Genomic DNA, 18711 nt, shown 5'->3' with positions numbered 1-18711 from the left:
CTCCCTTCTGTTTCATATGATACACTTGAACTATGACAAATATTGACGTAGTTAGGTGCTGAAATAATGAATAGTCGGAAACTCGCCATTATGAGATTGATGGATTCAAGAAAAAAATTTACGGCCCGTGAACTGGCAGAGCGATTTGATGTATCGATCCGTACCATTCAGCGTGACCTGGATGCGCTGCAGACGCTGGGTTTTCCTTTGTATACAGAGGTGGGTGTGAATGGCGGTTACCAGGTTCTGCCCAATCGAATTTTGCCACCACTTCAACTTACACAGAACGAGGCACTGGGTCTGTTCATGATGATCGAATATTTGCAGCAGGTGCCGGATTTCCCGTATGGGTCGATGCGCGAGCATTTGGCAGAACAATATTTCTCCACGCTGCCGCAGGATGTACAGGATCTGATTGTGCGAATGAGGGAACATGTGACGTTTGTACAGCATCCGGGTAAGCACACAGAGACGTTAACGACTGAGATTTTGAATGCAGCCATAGATAAAAGAGAAATTGAATTTACGTATCATTCCCGGAACGGTTATAAAAAAATAGAGGCTTATCCCATCGGCATTTATTATGATGATGGATATTGGTACATGCCCGCTCGTCATAGGGAGCGCGTGTTGTTGTATCGCGTGGACCGTATGCAGCAGCTGAAATTGCTGGACTCCATAGATGAGTCAATTCCTAGTCTTCAAGCGTGGTTGAAGACCTCAGATGACAGGAAGGCTGTAGAAGTGGTGCTGCACTTCACTGAGTTTGGGACGAGGCTTGCGCATTCAGACGTGCTGTTCCAGTCGATTCAAGGCAATGAATGGCGAGGGCTGGTTCCACCAGAGGAATTCCCGTTTACAGCCCGTAAGCTCCTTGCCTATGGTCCCGAAGTGAAGGTAATCTCGCCACCGGCATTGCAGCAAGCTGTCCGAGAGATGCTGGAGAAGAGTTTAAACCAGTATTCATGATGCCTATAGGGTGGTAGTTTCGTTAAAAGGATATTCAATTGCATTTATCGAATGGTTAAGAGTGCAGATGAAGCAGCACCTATGCAGGAATGCCGGAATGGGGGGCTACCATGATTCGATTCATAAGAGGTTTCACGATCCGCTCTATGCAGAGTTCATGCGATGGACAACGGCGGTTGTTTGCATAGAGCCTTGATCCTTCTTCCGCCAGCAAAAAATGTATATAAGTGCATCGTGTGACTCTGCTGCCTTAAAGACCAAATTTAAGGAGCGGAGCAACATGAAATATATAAATGCAGATGCCATTTTGCCAGAAGAATTATTGAAGGAAATACAACGACACATCCCAGGGGGATTGGTCTACATTCCGAAGCCCAAGGATGCGCACAAAAAGTGGGGCGAAAACTCGGGCAGCAGAATCGTTGTAAACAAGCGGAATGAGCACATTCGCCGCCTTTTTGCTGCAGGTGTGTCCATGGATGAACTAACCGAAAAGTTCTTTTTATCCATCGACAGTATCAAGAAAATTGTGTATTCCAAAAGGTAAGGAAGACAAGCCACATTAGAGAAGTCTAATGTGGTTTTTTTTGTGGAAAGAACAATTATTAATGTTCCTTATATATTCATGAAGAGTTATACGGAGAAACGTTTGATGGATATAAGTTGATCTTCAAATTTACAAATCGCTGAGGAACAGCAGCGCAAAAAGACCGTTTTCCTTGGTGGGAAAACCGTCTCGCTGCATCACTCGTTAGAAGCTGCCGATGAAATATTGATACTCGGTATTCACCTCGAAGCCAACACTACGATACAAATTCAGAGCACGTTCATTTTCAGTTACAACGGACAAGCGAATATCCATATAGTTCTGCTTCAGAAGCAGTTCCACCAGCAGAGTCAAAACCTGACGCCCCAGCTTCTGGCCTTGGTATGCAGGCAGGATACAGAAGTTATGAATGAATGCGGTTGTCTCATTAATGGAATTGATTCGGATCAATCCAACAGGCAAACCATCTTTCCAGGCCACATAGGTTACCCGGCTGGGTTCTGCCGTTTGTGTGAAATAGTCACGTGTCCATTCCTCCGAATCTCCAAAGGCCTGAGCTGAGCAGGTGACCATAAATTCAAAATCCTGTGCTTCGGCAGCAGACAAGGTGAGCTCAACGCGTCCGACACCCGGAAAGGATATGTTCACAAGCTGCATCGAATACTCCGAACGATCATGAACAGCCCCAAGCGACTGAGCAGTACGAAACCCAGAGGGTAAGCTCTGAGGTACGCGATAGCTGAGCTGGTTAATTCCCTGTGGCTTCATATCTTCGATGGCACGCATCAGTAATCTGCGAAACACACCTTTGCGGCGATTATGCGGATGCACAATGGCATTAATATTTCCGGTTACACCGTCAGAGGGATACCAACTTAGGAGTCCAACCAGTTTGCCTTCCCGATAACATAGGAGAGCGTGGTCTCCATCTTTTTTGCTGATATGATCAAGGTCTGCCTTCAGATGAATGGAATCGAGCTGTTTACATTGTTGTTCAAGTAAAATAATTGAATGAATCTGTTCCTTGGAATCATATACCATGGGAACGATTTGATATGCTGACATGGCATTCACACCTTCACGGGTGAAGGAAATACGCAGTTATTGGACCAGCAGGCGCTATCCTTCAAAAATGGGTCCAGACGTCATGATTGTGTTTAGCATAGTTATCCCCTCCAAATCACTTCACGTCGACTATAACACACCCTAATATGGAGAACCAGCTTTATGCAACCGGATGCGTAATTCATTCGAAAGTGCCAAAGCACTGGACATTTTAACCAAATAAAGGTGATAATTGAATTAATGAAGACGCGAAAGGGTTTGATCAACTATGCGTAAGTTAGTCTGTGTTATGAGTGCGGTGCTGCTCTCATCGGCAATGATCATGGGTTGTACGGAATCCGAGACGATCGATCATGCTCAAGAAACTACACCTCCAACTAATCAGCCGAGTATGGAGACGAACCAGAAAGCTACAGCCCAGGATGAACAGAAGGCTCTGGACATGTCATTGGAGTATAAAAAAACGGAATTGACTGTGGATTACGCGGATTATGAAGATACACTTACTGTGGAGGGGCTCTTGGCCAAAGGGGAGACGATGAAGCCGTTTTTGACGGAGAAGAACTATGAGTCCTATATGGCTAATCGGTATGCAACGTTACCTTTACTGGTGGCAGACAAGGAAAAGGCTCTACTGCATCCGGAAAATATACTGGTTGAGATTAAAGAGAGCAAGAACGATTGGATCCTCGTAGAATACAAACTAAATCTGGTCTTTGCAGATCGTGAAGGCAAACAGTTGAAAAACATACCGTTATCAGGTGATATCACCTTTTTACAGGACCAAGGCGAATGGCGCATTCAGGATGACACCTATAATATCAAAGAACTGCAAAATATCGCTTATGAGGTAAAAGAGTAGCATGATACGATGTACGATGCGAAGCCGGATGTAGTTACCCGGGTTGGCTGTACGATTGAAGCGATATCCGTGGATCAGAAATATAGGCTGCCAGTGGGATGAATACTCAAATGACATTGCAGCGTTTGTACAGGCGAATGTCACCAATCCCGGACAGTAAAAATCAGTAAGAGGGAGTGCCACATGGCACTCCCTCTTAAACTCCGGTCGATATATTTGCCGAGCTTACGCGTGCTTACCTTTACGAACCTTCAGCTGTTTACCCTTGACCGTTGTATTTTGCATCATTTGCAGCACAAGCGGGCCTTTGCCGTTCAGAATCTCCACATCGGTTACATTATCGAGAATCGTAATAATCCCGATATCATCTGCGGTGACGCCTTCCAGTTTGGCAATGGTACCTACAAAGTCCACGGCACGCAGCTTCTTCTTCTTGCCGCCATTGAAATTCAGCTTCATGATCTGCTGGTTCAGCTGCTCGCGCTTGTCCTTTTTGCGTTCAGGTACAATTTTCAGGCGCTTCTCGAATTCTTCCCTGGAACGATCGACAGCCTCCTCGGAAGGCGCTGGAACAACCGGAATTTCGAATCCGATATAGGATTCAATCTCAGCCAGGCGTCTGCCATCCTTCGGGGTAACGAGCGTAATGGCTTTACCCGTCTTGCCAGCACGTCCCGTACGGCCTGTGCGATGCACATAGCTCTCTTTTTCCAGCGGAATATCATAGTTGATGACATGGGTGATATTCGTGATATCAATCCCTCGCGCAGCTACATCGGTTGCGACCAAATAACGGAACTGTCCTCTTCGGAACGCATTCATCACTTCGATTCGTTCATCCTGCTCCATGCCCCCATGGATCCGATCTGCTGGATAGTCCAGGTCAGCCATGACCCGGAACAGTTTATCCACGTTCTCTTGCGTACGACAGAACACAATGCAGCTGTCCGGATTCCCCACAATAAACAGGTCCTGCAGTACAGCGGTTTTGTTGACTTCAGACACACGAATAACCTCATGTTCTATTGTTGCTGTTGTGAGACCACTTGCTTTGATCTCAATCTCTGCCGGATCATTCATGTATTTGCGTGAGAGACGGGCAACATCCTCAGGGAATGTAGCGGAAAATAACATCGTCACACGCTCGCGAGGCAAGGCCTGAATAATGGCCTGTACTGTCTCGATAAAGCCCATATTCAGCATTTCATCGGCCTCGTCGATCACGAGATAGGCAATGCGTTCAAGCGGCAATGTGCCGCGTTCGATATGGTCCAGCACACGTCCCGGTGTTCCTACGGCGACATGTGTTCTTTGTTTTAACTCTGCCTTCTGGATATGGAAAGGAGACTGTCCGTATAGTGCAGTGGATTTGATCCGCTTATAGCGCCCAATATTGGTGATGTCTTCGTTTACCTGCAAGGCTAGTTCCCGGGTTGGTGTGAGAATCAAAGCCTGGGGTTTGTTTTCATTCCATTCGACCAGCTCACAGATCGGAATGCCATAGGCGGCCGTTTTACCGCTACCTGTCTGGGATTTGACTACAAGGTCCTTATTCTCCAGAGCTACCGGAATAACTTCAGTCTGAACCTCGGTAGGTGTTTCATAGCCCAGACTATCCAGTGCTCTGACAATTTCTTCACTAAGTTTATAATCTTTAAATTGTTGCTTGCTCATCGTTAACCTCTTTTGCGTTAGTTTTGAATACAGGAGCATAATGCATCAATCCCGGAATTGTATCCCAATCAGTGGGAAATGGATTGAAAACAAACGCTTATATACAAGCATTGCACCGTACATATATCGTATACCCTATTCATTATACTCTATATGCACGGAGGCTAACGGAGCAATTGATATTTATAGGATTCTTCGGAAGAGGGGAGTTTCTTAGAACCATCCCAATTAGGCTCCTTGTAATTCATGTAACGAAAATAATCCAATATATGCTGGAACCAGGAATTGGAATGTGTTACCATGGGGGTAACTTACTGAACGGAGGGATACGTGTGGCAAATTTTTTCCGATTGAGATAGTAGCGAAACGCTTGTTTGCGCTTGCTGTTGTACTGCCTGTGTGCAGATCATCGGGAGAAGTTTGCCTATTTACACGTATGCCGTTAATGGTAGTGGACACTCTTGCGTGAGAGTGGTTCTTTGATGTACTACTACTGAGACTGCACACATTTAGGTATACCCCTAATCCGAGATCAAGGCACAGGCAGGAATGTCTGTGTTTTTTATTTTTTTATTTTTCCAAGGAATAGGGGAGGTTTGGATATGACAAAGTCATATGAACAGGTGGATTTTATACAGAATATATGGTTGCTGGCTGAACAAAATGGGCTTCGAATCCGTAAGGAATCGATGGAAATCAACGAGTCCGGGATGGATTTCAGGGTTGCCTTCGCTACAGATGAGGATGGACAAAAGTGGGTTTTGCGTCAGCCGCGGCGTGACGACGTATGGGAGCGAGCCCAGAATGAGCGTAAAGTGCTGGACGTGGTCCGGGGGAGTATTCCGGCACAGGTACCGGACTGGCGAATCTGCACGCCCGAACTGATCGCTTATCCACTACTGGATGGTGACCCGATTGCCGTGGTAGATCCTGCTGGTGCAGGATATGCATGGCGCTTCCCGCAGGAGACCTTGTCTGACGAGTTCATGGATTCACTGGCTGCTGCACTTGCCGCATTGCACAACATTGATCCTGAGGAGGCGGCCAAGGGCGGAGTTCGGATCAAGACCCCTATGGAGACCCGCAAAGAATTTGCGGCAAATATAGAGGAGATTAAAAAGAATTTTACGGTACCGGACCAACTAGCGGAACGCTGGACGGTGTGGCTGTCTGTAGGCAGCTATTGGCCGAAGCACTCGACGTTTAATCATGGCGATCTGCACCCACCGCATATCATCGTCAATGATACACAGCGGGTAACCGGACTTATCGACTGGACGGAAGCGGAGATCGCTGATCCGGGTAAGGATTTTGTAATCCTATATGGACTTTTCCAAGATGATGGGCTGCGGGATCTGCTGAAGCGATACGAGAAGGCAGGGGGAAGGACATGGCCTCAGATGTTTGAGCATATTCGGGAACAGTGGGCTGCTTACCCGGCACTGGTTGCCAAATTTGCTTTAACCACAGGGGAAGAATCGACGATGGAAATGGCGAGAGGTATGCTGGCAAACTGGAATGTGAGTCGGGATTAAGGAGCAGGAAAGAGGACTTAAGTTCACGTGTAAAACTGCTTCAATCTTCGTAAATCCGGTCGTTAACACAGCCAAGTAATTGCTTAAAAAAAGGAAGTGTTAACATTGAAAAAAATAAAATTAGGAACCTTTGATATTATTGGCACTTAGCTTATCAACCTGGTTTTCGGAGATATTAGGAGGCAATGTAGGTAGGCAAAATTTATGGTATTTACTATTTCTAATATTGTTTGTTTTATTATGCGGGAAATCAGGATTAAGTGAACGAAAAACTAATGTTTTTATAGGTGTTCTGATAGCCATTTCAGGGTTTCTTGTTGAGTTTTTGATTGAGCCGAACGACTATATTAACTTGTTTTAAGGCATCAAGGATATTAATATAACGCAATGTAAAGCAAAACAGAAAAAGCCTTCCTTATGTATCTCGTACGAGAAATACATGAGGGAGGCTTTTTTGACCTTCTAGGACTGTACATTATTATCGATCTGTCTATTTTCGAAAATCAGAATCGTTTTGCTTCTTCCGATATAACCGACAGTGCTGTTAAGCTGCTCCGAAACGAAGCGCACAGGCACGAATGCTGTACCGTTTACCATCAGCAAGGGTGCATCATTCATCATGAGTGCATCATCCACAATCACCTGTTTGTTGCGGACGGTCCAGCGGATGGTTTTATCGCCTTGTGTGATCACGGCTTCCTCTTTGCTCTGATCCCAGTTTACACGGGCATTCAGTTGCTCGGACACAAACCGCAAGGGTACATAGGTACGTCCTTCATGGATAAAAGGAGCGGCTTCCAGTGCATATGTGCGATCACCGACATAAGCAGTAGTGGACCCTTCAATCAGGCGTTGGAAACGGCCCTGCGGAGTACGCTTCTGCTCCCGCACATTCATCTGGTTAAGCAGACCCATGGTACTGCTCCCACCCGATACGTCGAGGTAATTGTTTTGTACAGTCAATCCTGGAGATTCCGGCTCCGTTACTGGAGTCTGCACGTTCGGAGCTACAGAAGTGGAAGCTCCGATGTCCTGTACGGTATTCATCGCATTAGCCTGCGTGAAAGTAATATCGGCAATCGGTGTCAGATCCCATACCCGGTTGTTCGCGAGCTTCAGCACTTCCAGCCTGTTTAATTGACGTAGTGGCTCCAGATCGTAGATCTGATTGGATTCGGCATTGAGCTCGGCTAACTTCACCAGTCCTTCAATCGACTTAATGTTCTGGATCTGGTTACCCGAGATGTCAAGTGCCCGAAGACGCGTCATATGCTCCAGTGGGGTCAGGTCGGAAATCCCGTTGCCTGCCACGTTTAATTCCAACAGTGTGTTCGGCAGATCGGTCAACGCATCGAGTGATTGAATCCGGTTGTTTGCTACATTAAGCTTCTGCAGCCCGGATAGGTTCGCTACAGGAGTCAGGTCTCTAATCTCGTTGTTGGAGATCTCCAGCCACTTCAGATCATCGAGATCAGACAAAGCGGAGAGACTGCTAATCTGATTGCCGCTAGCATGAAACGTATGTAAACGGGTGAATCCACGAACCACTTCTATGGAAGATATGGAGTTGTTGCTGATGTACAGCCGTCCAAGTTCTTTCAATTCAGCGAGTGCATCGATGGAAGTAATGTAATTGTTGCGTACGTCGATTTCCCGAAGCTGGCTTAGGTGCTGCAGCGGTGTCAGATCGCTAATCTCATTGCCGTATAGGCGGAGGTGGGTCAGGTTGGTTGCATATTCCAGTCCCGCTAGACTTTGTATGCCTGCATTACTCAGGTCAACAACGGTAAGCTGCTCCAGATCGGCGGAGGTCAGGGGTAGATCTACCGGTTTGTTCAAGATCAGTTTCAATCCGTTCTCCAGTGCAGGGTCTTCAATGATGCCTTTGCCTGAGTCCACTGTTGCGTAGGCCAAGGCTTGGCCTGACGCGCCGATACTCAGAATGAATATTAGTAATAATAGCGTCACTCTTCTCATTGCATGAATTCCCTCCGATAATCAAAATTCTTCTCGCTTCTATGTAGATCAATGAATAGTAAAGGTCAGTTACGATCAGGAATGATTCATCAACATTTCTCTAGTTATTAACCCGTCAGCCGATAAAAGGAACAAGAAATTAAGGGGAAGCTGACAACCCTACATCTATTCTATATGAAACAAGCCTCTATCTGTACTCCCTCAGGCGATCTTTTCCAAAAAAATGCGGAGTCTACTTGGTGCCTTATTCAACTTCCCCCCGAAAGGGGTATAAATGAAGTAAATATGCAGGTGGAGGGAGAGGCGGTTATGCGTCAAGCCATGATCATTAGCAATCCGTCATCGGGAAAAGAAGAGGCACAGCAGTACGTTTCCCAAGTTCAAGCCATTTTGGAATCACAGCAGTTTGAAGTGACAGTTAATGAAACAGCTGGGGTAGGGGATGCAACCAGCTATTGTTTGGATGCCTGCCAAGGCGGCTGTGATCTGGTCATATCCATTGGCGGAGATGGCACACTGCATGAGACCATTAATGGCATGATGGATCAGGATCATCGTCCCAGGCTTGGTATCGTGCCCCTGGGCACAGTGAATGATTTTGCACGTGCGCTCCATCTTTCTCTCGATCCCCAAGAAGCCATACAGCAGCTCGGTTCAGACCAGATACGCCGGGTGGATCTGGGTAGAATCAATGATCGTCTCTTCGCCAATGTCGTAGCAGCAGGCTCTTTGGCCGAAGCGTTATCATCCGTGTCATCGGAAGAGAAGTCGAAGCTGGGCTCACTAGCCTATCTGAAGGAAGGTTTGAAGGATCTTGTGAACTCACCCGCCAATCCCCTGAAGATTGAACATGACGGGCTGAAGTGGGAAGGTGATTCCCCTTTGTTTCTCGCGGCACTGACCAACTCGGTTGGAGGATTTGAGAAGCTGTCTCCGGATGCAGTGGTGGATGATGGACTGATTCATTGTTTTGTGATCCGCAACATCAGTGTGTTCAACAGCCTGACACTGGGAACCTCCTTGTTGTTCGGGCATCTGAAGGACCATAAAGACGTCGACTATTTTACGGCAAAAGAAGTTCGTGTAAGCTCCAGCGGATCCGTTCGCACCAATGTGGATGGGGAAGAGGGCCCGGCATTGCCTATTCGGATCAGTGTCCTGCCTCAACATATTGAAGTCATTGTGCCTGAAGAACGGTAAGACTATTGAAGGATTGAAAAAAACGACCATTTTTCCATATAAGATGTCTAAAAATCCATTGAAACCGATTGCAGATCTGTGTCACAATCAAAGCTGGAAGACAAGTATATACCAATTATTCGAATATGGAGGGAAATCACCTTGAGAACAATAAAACTTGGCAGCAGCTCACTCGAAGTTCCAGTTGTAGCCGTAGGCTGCATGCGCATCAACTCACTCAGCAGCAAAGAGGCAGAACAATTTGTTCGTTCCGCTATGGAGGTAGGTGCAAACTTCTTCGACCATGCCGATATTTATGGAAACGGGGCATGCGAAGAGATTTTTGCTGAGGCGGTACAGATGAATCCCCAGGTTCGTGAAAATATGATTCTTCAATCCAAATGTGGTATCCGCAAGGGCATGTTTGATTTCTCCAAAGAGCATATTCTGAACTCCGTGGATGGTATCCTGCAGCGTCTGAAAACCGAGTACCTTGATGTTCTGCTGCTGCACCGTCCGGATGCACTGGTAGAACCGGAAGAAGTAGCTGAGGCGTTTGATCAGTTGGAGCGCGAAGGTAAAGTGCGTCACTTCGGGGTATCCAACCAGAATCCGAATCAGATTGAGCTGTTGAAAAAATACGTAAAACAGCCGCTGGTAGCCAACCAGCTGCAGCTGAGTATTACGAATACAACGATGATCTCCAGCGGAATCAACGTGAACATGGAGAACGATGCAGCCGTGAACCGTGATGGCAGTATTCTGGATTATTGCCGTTTGCACGATATCACCATTCAGCCATGGTCCCCGTTCCAATATGGATTCTTCGAAGGCGTATTCCTGGGCAGCGACAAGTTCCCTGAACTGAATGCCAAGATCGATGAGATCGCAGCCAAATATGAAGTGAGCAACACCACCATCGCAATTGCCTGGCTGCTGCGTCACCCGGCCCATATGCAGCCTGTGACAGGCACAATGAATATAGAGCGTCTTAGAGATTGTGTCAAAGCCGGTGATGTTCACCTTACACGTCAGGAATGGTACGAAATCTATCGTGCTGCTGGCAACATCCTGCCTTAATTAAGTTTCAAAGTAGAGCAGCAGAATCTGCTGTAATATATGAAAACACGAGCATCCATATGGCTCGTGTTTTTTGTTTTTTTCCTGATTTGCTGCCCGTTCAATCCCGGTATAAAATAAGGACACGGGGTTTATTTTTTAAAAGGATTAAATTGTAATTAATACAAATTAGTTGAATTTATTATATTGACCCATTCTTTCCGATTACATATAATTACTTTTGCATACCGTTAATCCTGTATATGGCTTTTATTTTGGAGGGTGGTGTTCGTTTGGAGCCGACAACCACGATACGCGATCATTTAGAGAATTATTTGAAGCGCGAGCAGATGTCCATTAGTCTTTTTTCGGAAACGTCAGGAATTAATTCGGGTACGCTTAGTAATATATTGAACAAGAACCGCCCGATCGCGATGCAGCAGTTGGATCGAATCACTTCAGCTATGAAACTTGAAGAGGGTTACTTCTATGAATTGTATATAGATGAGTGTTTCGTCCACGCTACCCCTGACTGGCGAAGACTGGGCCCCTTCCTTCATCGTTGTGCTGAGCTAGATAAGTTAAACTGTATTGAAGAGGTTATCCAATTAATGATGGATAATCTATCTTATATTCCCTTGTTATTTGATTTGGCTGAGGAGTTCTATCACGAAGGTAGATTTAAACCGGCCATTCTTTTATATGAAACCATTGCTGAGAGTGAGAAAATGCAGCATTCGGAGCGTCTCGCTCTATGTCAGTATCGTCTCTTCAAATTGGGGCTCACCAATGACCAGCAAAGAAACCTAATCATCGCCGCCAAGTTCGAATATTATGTAGATCGTCTGGACGAGCGTTATCAGCTGGACGCTCTGAATGAGCTAATTAATGCTTTTGGCGCATTACACCGATGGAACAAGGTTCAAGAGCTTTCAGAAAAGTTAAAGGTGAAGGCAACCATCCATTATGAATTGAATGGCAGAAGGAAACAGGAAGAAACGAAACGGCCAATCGTCTTCTATATTCTCTATTCAGATTTGGCTGCGGGAAGTGCATGTTATCACCTTAAGGACTATGATAATGCATTGAAATATGTATCATTATATGCAGATAACAGTTGGGTGAAAGATCCCAATCCGGATGAAATACTAGTGATTAATCAGTTCCAGGAATGGGCTGAAGGGAATCGTTATATCTATCAATTGATGGCTGGGCAGTTTGAAGTGCTGCCCTCATATTTAAATTATATATCCACCAAAGAAAACGAAATATTTCCCGCGCTCTGTGATATCGTTACTGCAGCTAATAGCTATGATGAAGATATTGATTATGTGCTGGAACAGTATGAATCGTACTTCGCATATCAGGAGCAGAGTAATCGGATCGGGAAGGTAAGCAAGCAGGTTACAGATGATCGGTATTTACGTCTTTTAGCTGATCTTGGAGCGTATTATCTAAAGAAAGACGAGTATTATAAAGGGTTGGGGTTTGTCCTCGATAGTTTAAGGTTTTCTATTGAAATTAGCAGTGGCAGGGGTATGCTTAGAGGTATCGGACTATTTGAACAGTATAGGGATTATGCGACCGATGCTGCCAAGCAGCAGTACAAAATTATAATTAGTGAGGTGCAGAAACTCAATGAAGAGAACGTTGGCTTTGCTGATAGCTACATGTAGTATTGTGGTAAGCATACTGACTCCTGCAAGTGAGCCTGACTTAAGTACGGACGCTCCAAACCCCGCAATTATGAGAACCGCTGACCATGGATTTGGTACTTAGTTCAATAAGAAATCAGAACGCTTCTGAATAATCATTCAGAGGCGTTTTTTTGCATGTGTTTGAAAACCAAACCAGAAAAAATGCATTTATAGGCTATTCGGCTATTTACATTTGGATTTCTGTGTACTATAGTTAGTTACACAAGTAACTAACCAATTAACCTAAATAATGAAAGTTGGATTGGCATGAAATCGACTTTGGATGAATCTCAGCCCATATTCCATCAGATTGCCATGATGATTATGGATGATATTGTGGAAGGCAGATTACAAGCGGAGGAGCAGGTTCCATCGACCAATGAGCTGTCGCGGTTCTACAATATCAATCCTGCAACAGCACGCAAAGGGCTGCAGGAGCTTGTGGACAGAGGAATGATATACAAACAGCGAGGTGTTGGAATGTTTGTCGCCAAAGGGGCAAGAGATGCACTGCTTATCGAGCGAAAACAGCATTTTTACGAAGAATATATTAAGCCATTGCTCGAGGAAGCCAGACGGATTCACATGAATGAAGACATGATTATTGATCTGATTAAGGGCAAGAGAGATAAGGAGAGTGACTCATGATTCGTTTTGATCAGGTAAGCTATAGTTATCATCAGACGCCCGTTTTGAACAACATTACATTACATGAAAATGAGCCGGTTATTAGTGCAATCTGGGGGAGGAATGGCGCCGGAAAAACAACACTTATGAGCTTGCTTGCAGGGCACAACCGTCCTGATGACGGCCGTATTCAAGTGATGGGGGAAGACCCGTATAATAATCTGGCTGCTCAGAAACATCTCTGCTACATTCAGGAGAATCATCCTCTAGGCAGGAACTGGACCATGAATGACTTGGTACGATTCGGGCAGTACTTCCATCCCCAGTGGAATCAGGAATTCGCGGAGCGATTGATCGATCAGTTTGAATTGCCGTCCAAAAAAAAGATCGTCAAATTTTCCAAAGGCATGAAAACGGCCGCCCAGATGATTCTTGGCCTTGCAAGTTACGCTGATATTACCATTCTGGATGAGCCGACCAACGGACTTGATGCCGAGAAGCGCAAATATTTCTACAATGCTTTATTGGAAAGTTATGAAGATCATCCCCGTTTGTTTCTGATTTCTACGCATCATATTGAGGAGATTCAGCCCTTATGTGAGTCACTTATTGTGCTCCACCGGGGTGATGTCATGTATCATCAGCAGATGGAAGAGATACGCGAGAGAGGAGTTCTTCTAACAGGGTTAATTAGTGACGTTGATCTAGTTACCAAAGGTGAGAAAATCATTGAATCTGCACAACTTGGGTCAACCAAGAAAGTGATGATTGATGCTTCGTACTCCAGGGAATGGAAGGATATTGCGCAGGCACATGGTCTTTCCATCGAGAAAGCAACACTGCAGGATTATCTGGTCAATTTGACCCGGAAACACGAGGAGGTTAAAGGATGAACTCCGTAAAAGGAACAAATCGACTGATTCTGGATGATATGGGTTGGTATTTAAAAATATTTTCATTCATCACCCTTATGCTTACTGTAGTATATCTGGCCATTGGATTCATATTTGATGTTGCGTACAGCACACAATTGCTTGGTCCCATGTATGGAGGGATCTGTGCTTTTGCCGTAGCGGGAATCATCACATTGTATCCCGTCGCGATCGGTTTGGGCAGTACACGAATTCAGTTCCTGAAGTCTTTTTATGTTATCTCGGCCTGGATGGTTGTGGGGGCAATGGTCATTCTGAATGTGATCTATCTCATCATGCATCTTCTCCAGGCATATGGATCACTCGGCGTAACCTTTTATCAACTAGGCACGTTGTACTCCAAAGAGTATCATTTTATCTCTTATCTGTGGATTGACCTGATGACTGGCTTTCTCGTGCTGGGATTGTCCATCTTTTCAACTGTCTGCTGGATTAGGCTGGGAATGCGCAATTTTCTAATTTTGTTCTTTGGGTTGACTTTGATCCTTACATTGGCCATTGTTCTATCTGACCTCAGCGTGTGGGTGCAGTGGTTCACGAGTGTCAACTGGTTAGCTTTGTTTACTGTCACAGGAGTGATTGGTTGGGCACTAATTTTAAGCACCTATCCCATGATGAAGAATGCTCCCCTTACGATGAAAGGCAGAAAAGATTGAGGGTTATCAGGTTTTCGTAAGGAAGACTCTATGGGTAATATGGATACGAACAAACACGAGTGCACCCGTGCCTCGTGTTTTTCTGCGCGTTTAAACCATTAAGGACACTGAAACTTATCAGCTCGTTTCAAGCAGGATGCTTCGTCCCAGTTCTTTCAAATATTCCATCGCTTGCTGATATGGATAAGGTCCATAGCTTACGCGGGATACTCCCAGTTTGGCGAGTTGTTTCGGTGTTGGCTCATCGGATGTTACCATCACGTTCACTGGAAGCGTGGAGCGCTCACATAGCTCCTGAATCAGTTGTTGATTTTGCAGACCTGGAACGAATAGACCGCTCGCTCCTGCTTCTGCATAAGCCAGTGATCGTACGATTGCTTCTTCGAGGTGGGATTGAGCATGCTGATCTGGTGCAGTTTGCAGAAAAATATCCGTGCGGGCATTAATAAACAAAGGAATGTCTGCCAGTTCTGCAGCTTCCCGAGCTGCTTTGAGACGCTGACCATGCTCTTCCACCGAGTAGAGACCTGTTCCCCCTGGAAATTGATCTTCAATGTTGATGCCTATGGCTCCATGCTCGATTACCCGAAGGACATTTTCCTTCACTTCTGACGCAAACCTTCCATGTCCTCCCTCAATATCTACTGTAACAGGCAGTTTTGTCCTTGATGTGATGCGAGCCAGATTGGCAAGCACCCATGAGAAGGGCATTTCTTCCCCATCCTGTTCACCGTGGGCAGCGGCAACGGACCAGCTTCCGGTAGCGATCGCTTTGGCTCCAGTCGACTCAATCGCTTGTGTGCTTCCGGCATCCCAAACATTGACCAACACAAGGGGATTACCTTTTACATGAAGCTGGTGAAACAGCTCTGCTTTCTCTTTAAGGGTTTGCATAGGTTGACTCTCCTCCGTTATATCTCTACAAATTGAATTACTTTTGCCGATCATGTTTCAATGATTGCTGTCACAACCAGACTTCTCATGCATCAACAGCCAGTTCTTACGAGTTAGACCACCACCGTATCCACCCAGATCACCACTTGCATTAATGACCCTGTGGCACGGAATCACAATGGCCAGTTGATTGGCTCCATTCGCCTGCGCTACCGCACGGCATGCGGACGGTTTGCCCAGTGCTACGGCGATATCCTGATACGACCTTGTCTCGCCCGGTGGAATCGCAACAAGCTGTTCCCAAACGCTCTTTTGAAATGGTGTTCCTAAACAGAACAACGGGGTATGGAATTCAGTTAGAGTCCCTTCGAAATACTGCTCCAGTTCCCGTTCTATGGAGCGAATGGGTTCGGTTACACCAGGCACAATCGCTGACTTGGTTCGCTTTCGCAGCCGCTCGACTTCCCGTTCCAGGCCTCTTCGATCCACAAATTCAAGCAGATATAGGGCATTATCATCTGCGACGGCCATCATGGGTCCAAGACGTGTATCGATCCAGGAGGCCTTCAGCACCTGTCCATCGTCCACTTGGGTAGGAGCGGCACCCATGATTCGGGAAAAGGCATCCCGGAAACCGCTGCTGGATTCGTAGCCAGTGGATAATTGAGTATCAATGATCGTGCGACCAGAGCGGATGTTCTTCAGGGCGAGCCCCATGCGACGTGCGCGGGCATATTCCACAAAGGTCATTCCGAAACGCTTTTTGAACTGCCGGCGGGCCGTAGACTCGTCAATGGACAGGTTTCTGAAATCCTGGCCCTTCCACCGCTTTTCCGGATTGTTTTCGACCGCTTCGACCAATATACGTACTACATCAGACACCTGATTGGGATGGGATAGGGGACGACAGCGCTGACAAGGACGAAATGAAGCAAGAAGTGCTTGCTGTGCGGTTTCGTAAAATTCACAGTTCTCGAATTTGGGCTTCCGTGCAGGGCAGGTTGGGCGACAGAACACCCCCGTCGTTTTGACGCCGACATAAAATAAACCTTCGTATTCCGAATCTTTGGCCACCAGAGCCTGATAGTATTGTTCTTTCAGTTCAGCATTGATCATTGATCGCACGTCCTTACTATTTTTGTTCCAGTTGGCAGAAGGTAACTCCTTCAGAGGGCTACCTTTCCTTGATATTATAAAAAAACGACGAATGAGGCATCGCCGAAATTCAGGCATTAATATTTTTATTTGAAGAACATACATGGAATTGAATTTCTTGATCGACCTTACTAAGGTAACACATGTCCATTTCTAGGTTCGCCGAGGCAGGTGCGGTAAAGAATTTATTAATGATTTACATATAATGGAGCTTCATGAGGGACGATATGGTGTAGTGATTATTAAGGCATGTGTTGTTTCGATCTATTAGACCAAGGTGGAAGGAGTTCCAGTGATGAAAAAGAATATAAATAAATCTGCTCTATTGGTGTCGATGCTGTGTATCCTGCTGCTGATCAGCGCCTGTGGCGCGAAAAATAACAATGAATCGGTTCAGGAACACGCCTATCCGCAATCGAAGGAGCCTATTGAGGAAGCGGGGAACAGTTCGGTTCCCAATTCGGACGCCAAACAGGGCAAAGAGGACCCGGCGAATACGGCTGACGGGAATGAAGGTAAACTGTCAGCTCAATCCGATTCATCTGCGAACGCAGACGAACCCATTACAATTAGCATTGACCAGTCGGACAAGCCGAAGGAGAACAACAAGAGCTTTGATTTTTCCGTGAATCAGGTACCTGAGGGGTACACCCTATCTGAATTACGGTGGACATCCAACCAGATCACCATTGTGAACACGCCAGCAGAAGCCATTCAGCACGGGGGAGATGGAAAAGAAGGCTTCTATATCAGTGGTAACGGACAATTCTCCGGATTTAAGTACACGGATGAGATGAAGGGTGAACGGGGCAAAATCACTCTTGTATACGAAAACGAAGCCGGTCAGGAGATCATGGCAGAGAAGGAAGTTGAATTGAAAAAATAAGTCCAAGCAGCCGGGAGACGGCTGCTTTCTTGTTATATCAAAACAGGTGCCTAACATCATAAGCCTTGTCGTTCTACATAAAGTCAAAGAAATAACGCACCACATGAAACATGACCGGAGAGGTGTAAGTCAGGCTGTCGACCCGGCTCAAATAGCTTTTTTTGAGTGCATCAAATTTGTTGTCGTCCCCGATTAACAAATCCCGCTTCAGTACAGACACCGTCAGACTTCCGAAGAAACCGGCGAGGCTGATCAACACACCGATGAAGATTCCGAATTGCCAATCAAACGGAGTCAGATAAGGGTGAATGAAGTAAGAGGCAGCGGTGGTTACAATGAATGCACAGGCGAACCCTTCCCACGTCAAAAAGGGATTGGCTGTTGGCACCACTTTTCGTTTGCCCAAGTAAAGAGAAACCAGATAGTGCACCACATCGTTAAGCTGTGTTAACACAACCAGGAACAGCACCAGCTTCGAACCATACTCCGGCGCTGCGAACGGGAAGTAGGCCAGATGGCTGAGCCCGAATACCATCAGCATCAACCCCCACTGCGTAGAACTCACGCTTCGCAGAAAGCCGACCGTTCCCTTGTTAATCAGGCGTGGCAGCGGCAATACGAGGAAGACGTACAGTGGAATAAAGACGATAAACATTCCATACCATCCAATATAGATCCAGTAGAACTGAACCGGTATGGCGAGATACGCCCACAGGAAAAGTCTGCGATCCGCCTTGCGTGTGGTGCGGATCATGGAGAAATACTCCTTGAGCGCAAAGAACGCGAGCACCATCAGCGAGATTAGGGAGACAATCGGATTGAAGAGGGTGGCGAGACAGAAAATGACGAGCATGCCCCACCAGGTTTTGATTTTGTTGCCAATGCCCGAATAATCCTTGTCTGGCTGAAGCTTTGCAATGATTTTGTACACGATATGTATGACGAGTAGTGCTGTGAAAATGAGAGTTAATGTGAAGAGCGAACTGCTCACGTACCG

Annotated in this window: 17 protein-coding genes; 11 read left to right on the top strand and 6 right to left on the bottom strand. The window is 46.1% G+C overall.

Translation table 11 applies throughout. The features are described from left to right. Window positions 1–66 precede the first annotated feature (66 nt). Complete coding sequence (locus HP552_RS19180) at window positions 67–969, top strand: helix-turn-helix transcriptional regulator (RefSeq protein ID WP_175396990.1); 903 nt, start codon at window positions 67–69, stop codon at window positions 967–969. A 280-nt stretch (window positions 970–1249) separates the two neighbouring features. After that, a complete protein-coding gene (locus HP552_RS19175) occupies window positions 1250–1516 on the top strand; it encodes a CD3324 family protein (protein ID WP_175396989.1) in 267 nt (88 codons plus the stop codon). Window positions 1517–1720: 204 nt separating this feature from the next. Here HP552_RS19175 and HP552_RS19170 read toward each other — a convergent pair whose 3' ends face one another. After that, window positions 1721–2581: a GNAT family N-acetyltransferase gene (locus HP552_RS19170; RefSeq protein WP_175396988.1), complete on the bottom strand. Its 861-nt coding sequence runs from the start codon at window positions 2579–2581 to the stop codon at window positions 1721–1723. 268 nt (window positions 2582–2849) lie between these two features. On the opposite strand from HP552_RS19170, the gene HP552_RS19165 reads away from it, so the two are divergent. Beyond that, window positions 2850–3443 (top strand): hypothetical protein, encoded by a 594-nt coding sequence (locus tag HP552_RS19165; RefSeq protein ID WP_175396987.1) that lies wholly within the window; start codon window positions 2850–2852, stop codon window positions 3441–3443. 225 nt (window positions 3444–3668) lie between these two features. Here HP552_RS19165 and HP552_RS19160 read toward each other — a convergent pair whose 3' ends face one another. Further along, on the bottom strand, window positions 3669–5117 hold the full coding sequence (locus HP552_RS19160; RefSeq protein WP_175396986.1) for a DEAD/DEAH box helicase: 1449 nt from the start codon (window positions 5115–5117) through the stop codon (window positions 3669–3671). A 602-nt stretch (window positions 5118–5719) separates the two neighbouring features. Here HP552_RS19160 and HP552_RS19155 point away from each other — a divergent pair. After that, window positions 5720–6652 (top strand): macrolide 2'-phosphotransferase, encoded by a 933-nt coding sequence (locus HP552_RS19155; protein ID WP_175396985.1) that lies wholly within the window; start codon window positions 5720–5722, stop codon window positions 6650–6652. 462 nt (window positions 6653–7114) lie between these two features. On the opposite strand, the gene HP552_RS19150 is transcribed toward HP552_RS19155, so the two are convergent. Further along, on the bottom strand, window positions 7115–8629 hold the full coding sequence (locus HP552_RS19150; RefSeq protein WP_175396984.1) for a leucine-rich repeat domain-containing protein: 1515 nt from the start codon (window positions 8627–8629) through the stop codon (window positions 7115–7117). A 309-nt stretch (window positions 8630–8938) separates the two neighbouring features. Between HP552_RS19150 and HP552_RS19145 the strand changes: the two genes are divergently transcribed. The 6 genes from HP552_RS19145 (at window position 8939) to HP552_RS19120 (ending at window position 14779) form a co-directional block, all read left to right on the top strand. After that, window positions 8939–9829 carry a diacylglycerol/lipid kinase family protein gene (locus tag HP552_RS19145; RefSeq protein WP_175396983.1) on the top strand — a complete coding sequence of 297 codons (891 nt, stop codon included), beginning with the start codon at window positions 8939–8941 and terminating at the stop codon, window positions 9827–9829. A 141-nt stretch (window positions 9830–9970) separates the two neighbouring features. After that, a complete protein-coding gene (locus HP552_RS19140) occupies window positions 9971–10888 on the top strand; it encodes an aldo/keto reductase (RefSeq protein ID WP_175396982.1) in 918 nt (305 codons plus the stop codon). Window positions 10889–11160: 272 nt separating this feature from the next. Then, on the top strand, window positions 11161–12543 hold the full coding sequence (locus tag HP552_RS19135) for a transcriptional regulator (RefSeq protein WP_175396981.1): 1383 nt from the start codon (window positions 11161–11163) through the stop codon (window positions 12541–12543). A 288-nt stretch (window positions 12544–12831) separates the two neighbouring features. After that, entirely contained in the window at window positions 12832–13212 is a 381-nt protein-coding gene (locus tag HP552_RS19130) for a GntR family transcriptional regulator (protein ID WP_175396980.1), read from the top strand. Continuing rightward, complete coding sequence (locus tag HP552_RS19125) at window positions 13209–14084, top strand: ATP-binding cassette domain-containing protein (protein WP_175396979.1); 876 nt, start codon at window positions 13209–13211, stop codon at window positions 14082–14084. Before HP552_RS19130 ends, HP552_RS19125 begins: the two co-directional genes overlap by 4 nt. After that, window positions 14081–14779, top strand: coding sequence for a hypothetical protein (locus HP552_RS19120; RefSeq protein WP_175396978.1), 699 nt, complete (start codon window positions 14081–14083; stop codon window positions 14777–14779). The genes HP552_RS19125 and HP552_RS19120 overlap by 4 nt, the downstream gene beginning before the upstream one ends. Before the next feature lie 117 nt (window positions 14780–14896). On the opposite strand, the gene HP552_RS19115 is transcribed toward HP552_RS19120, so the two are convergent. Beyond that, window positions 14897–15673 carry an isocitrate lyase/PEP mutase family protein gene (locus HP552_RS19115; RefSeq protein WP_175396977.1) on the bottom strand — a complete coding sequence of 259 codons (777 nt, stop codon included), beginning with the start codon at window positions 15671–15673 and terminating at the stop codon, window positions 14897–14899. Window positions 15674–15730: 57 nt separating this feature from the next. Next, window positions 15731–16789, bottom strand: a complete 1059-nt coding sequence (locus HP552_RS19110; protein WP_175396976.1) for a bifunctional transcriptional activator/DNA repair enzyme AdaA — start codon at window positions 16787–16789, stop codon at window positions 15731–15733. Between the two features lie 334 nt (window positions 16790–17123). Between HP552_RS19110 and HP552_RS19105 the strand changes: the two genes are divergently transcribed. Beyond that, window positions 17124–17714: a hypothetical protein gene (locus HP552_RS19105; RefSeq protein ID WP_175396975.1), complete on the top strand. Its 591-nt coding sequence runs from the start codon at window positions 17124–17126 to the stop codon at window positions 17712–17714. Between the two features lie 73 nt (window positions 17715–17787). Here the strand turns inward: HP552_RS19105 and HP552_RS19100 are convergent, their stop codons facing one another. Next, the gene (locus tag HP552_RS19100) at window positions 17788–18705 is read right to left on the bottom strand and encodes a phosphatidate cytidylyltransferase (protein ID WP_175396974.1); all 918 of its coding nucleotides are present in this window, start codon (window positions 18703–18705) and stop codon (window positions 17788–17790) included. Between the last annotated feature and the right edge of the window lie 6 nt (window positions 18706–18711).

Source organism: Paenibacillus xylanilyticus (assembly GCF_013359935.1).
Classification (GTDB): domain Bacteria; phylum Bacillota; class Bacilli; order Paenibacillales; family Paenibacillaceae; genus Paenibacillus; species Paenibacillus xylanilyticus.
Note: the sequence above shows the minus strand (reverse complement) of the source record. Positions and strands in the feature narration are given on the sequence as shown.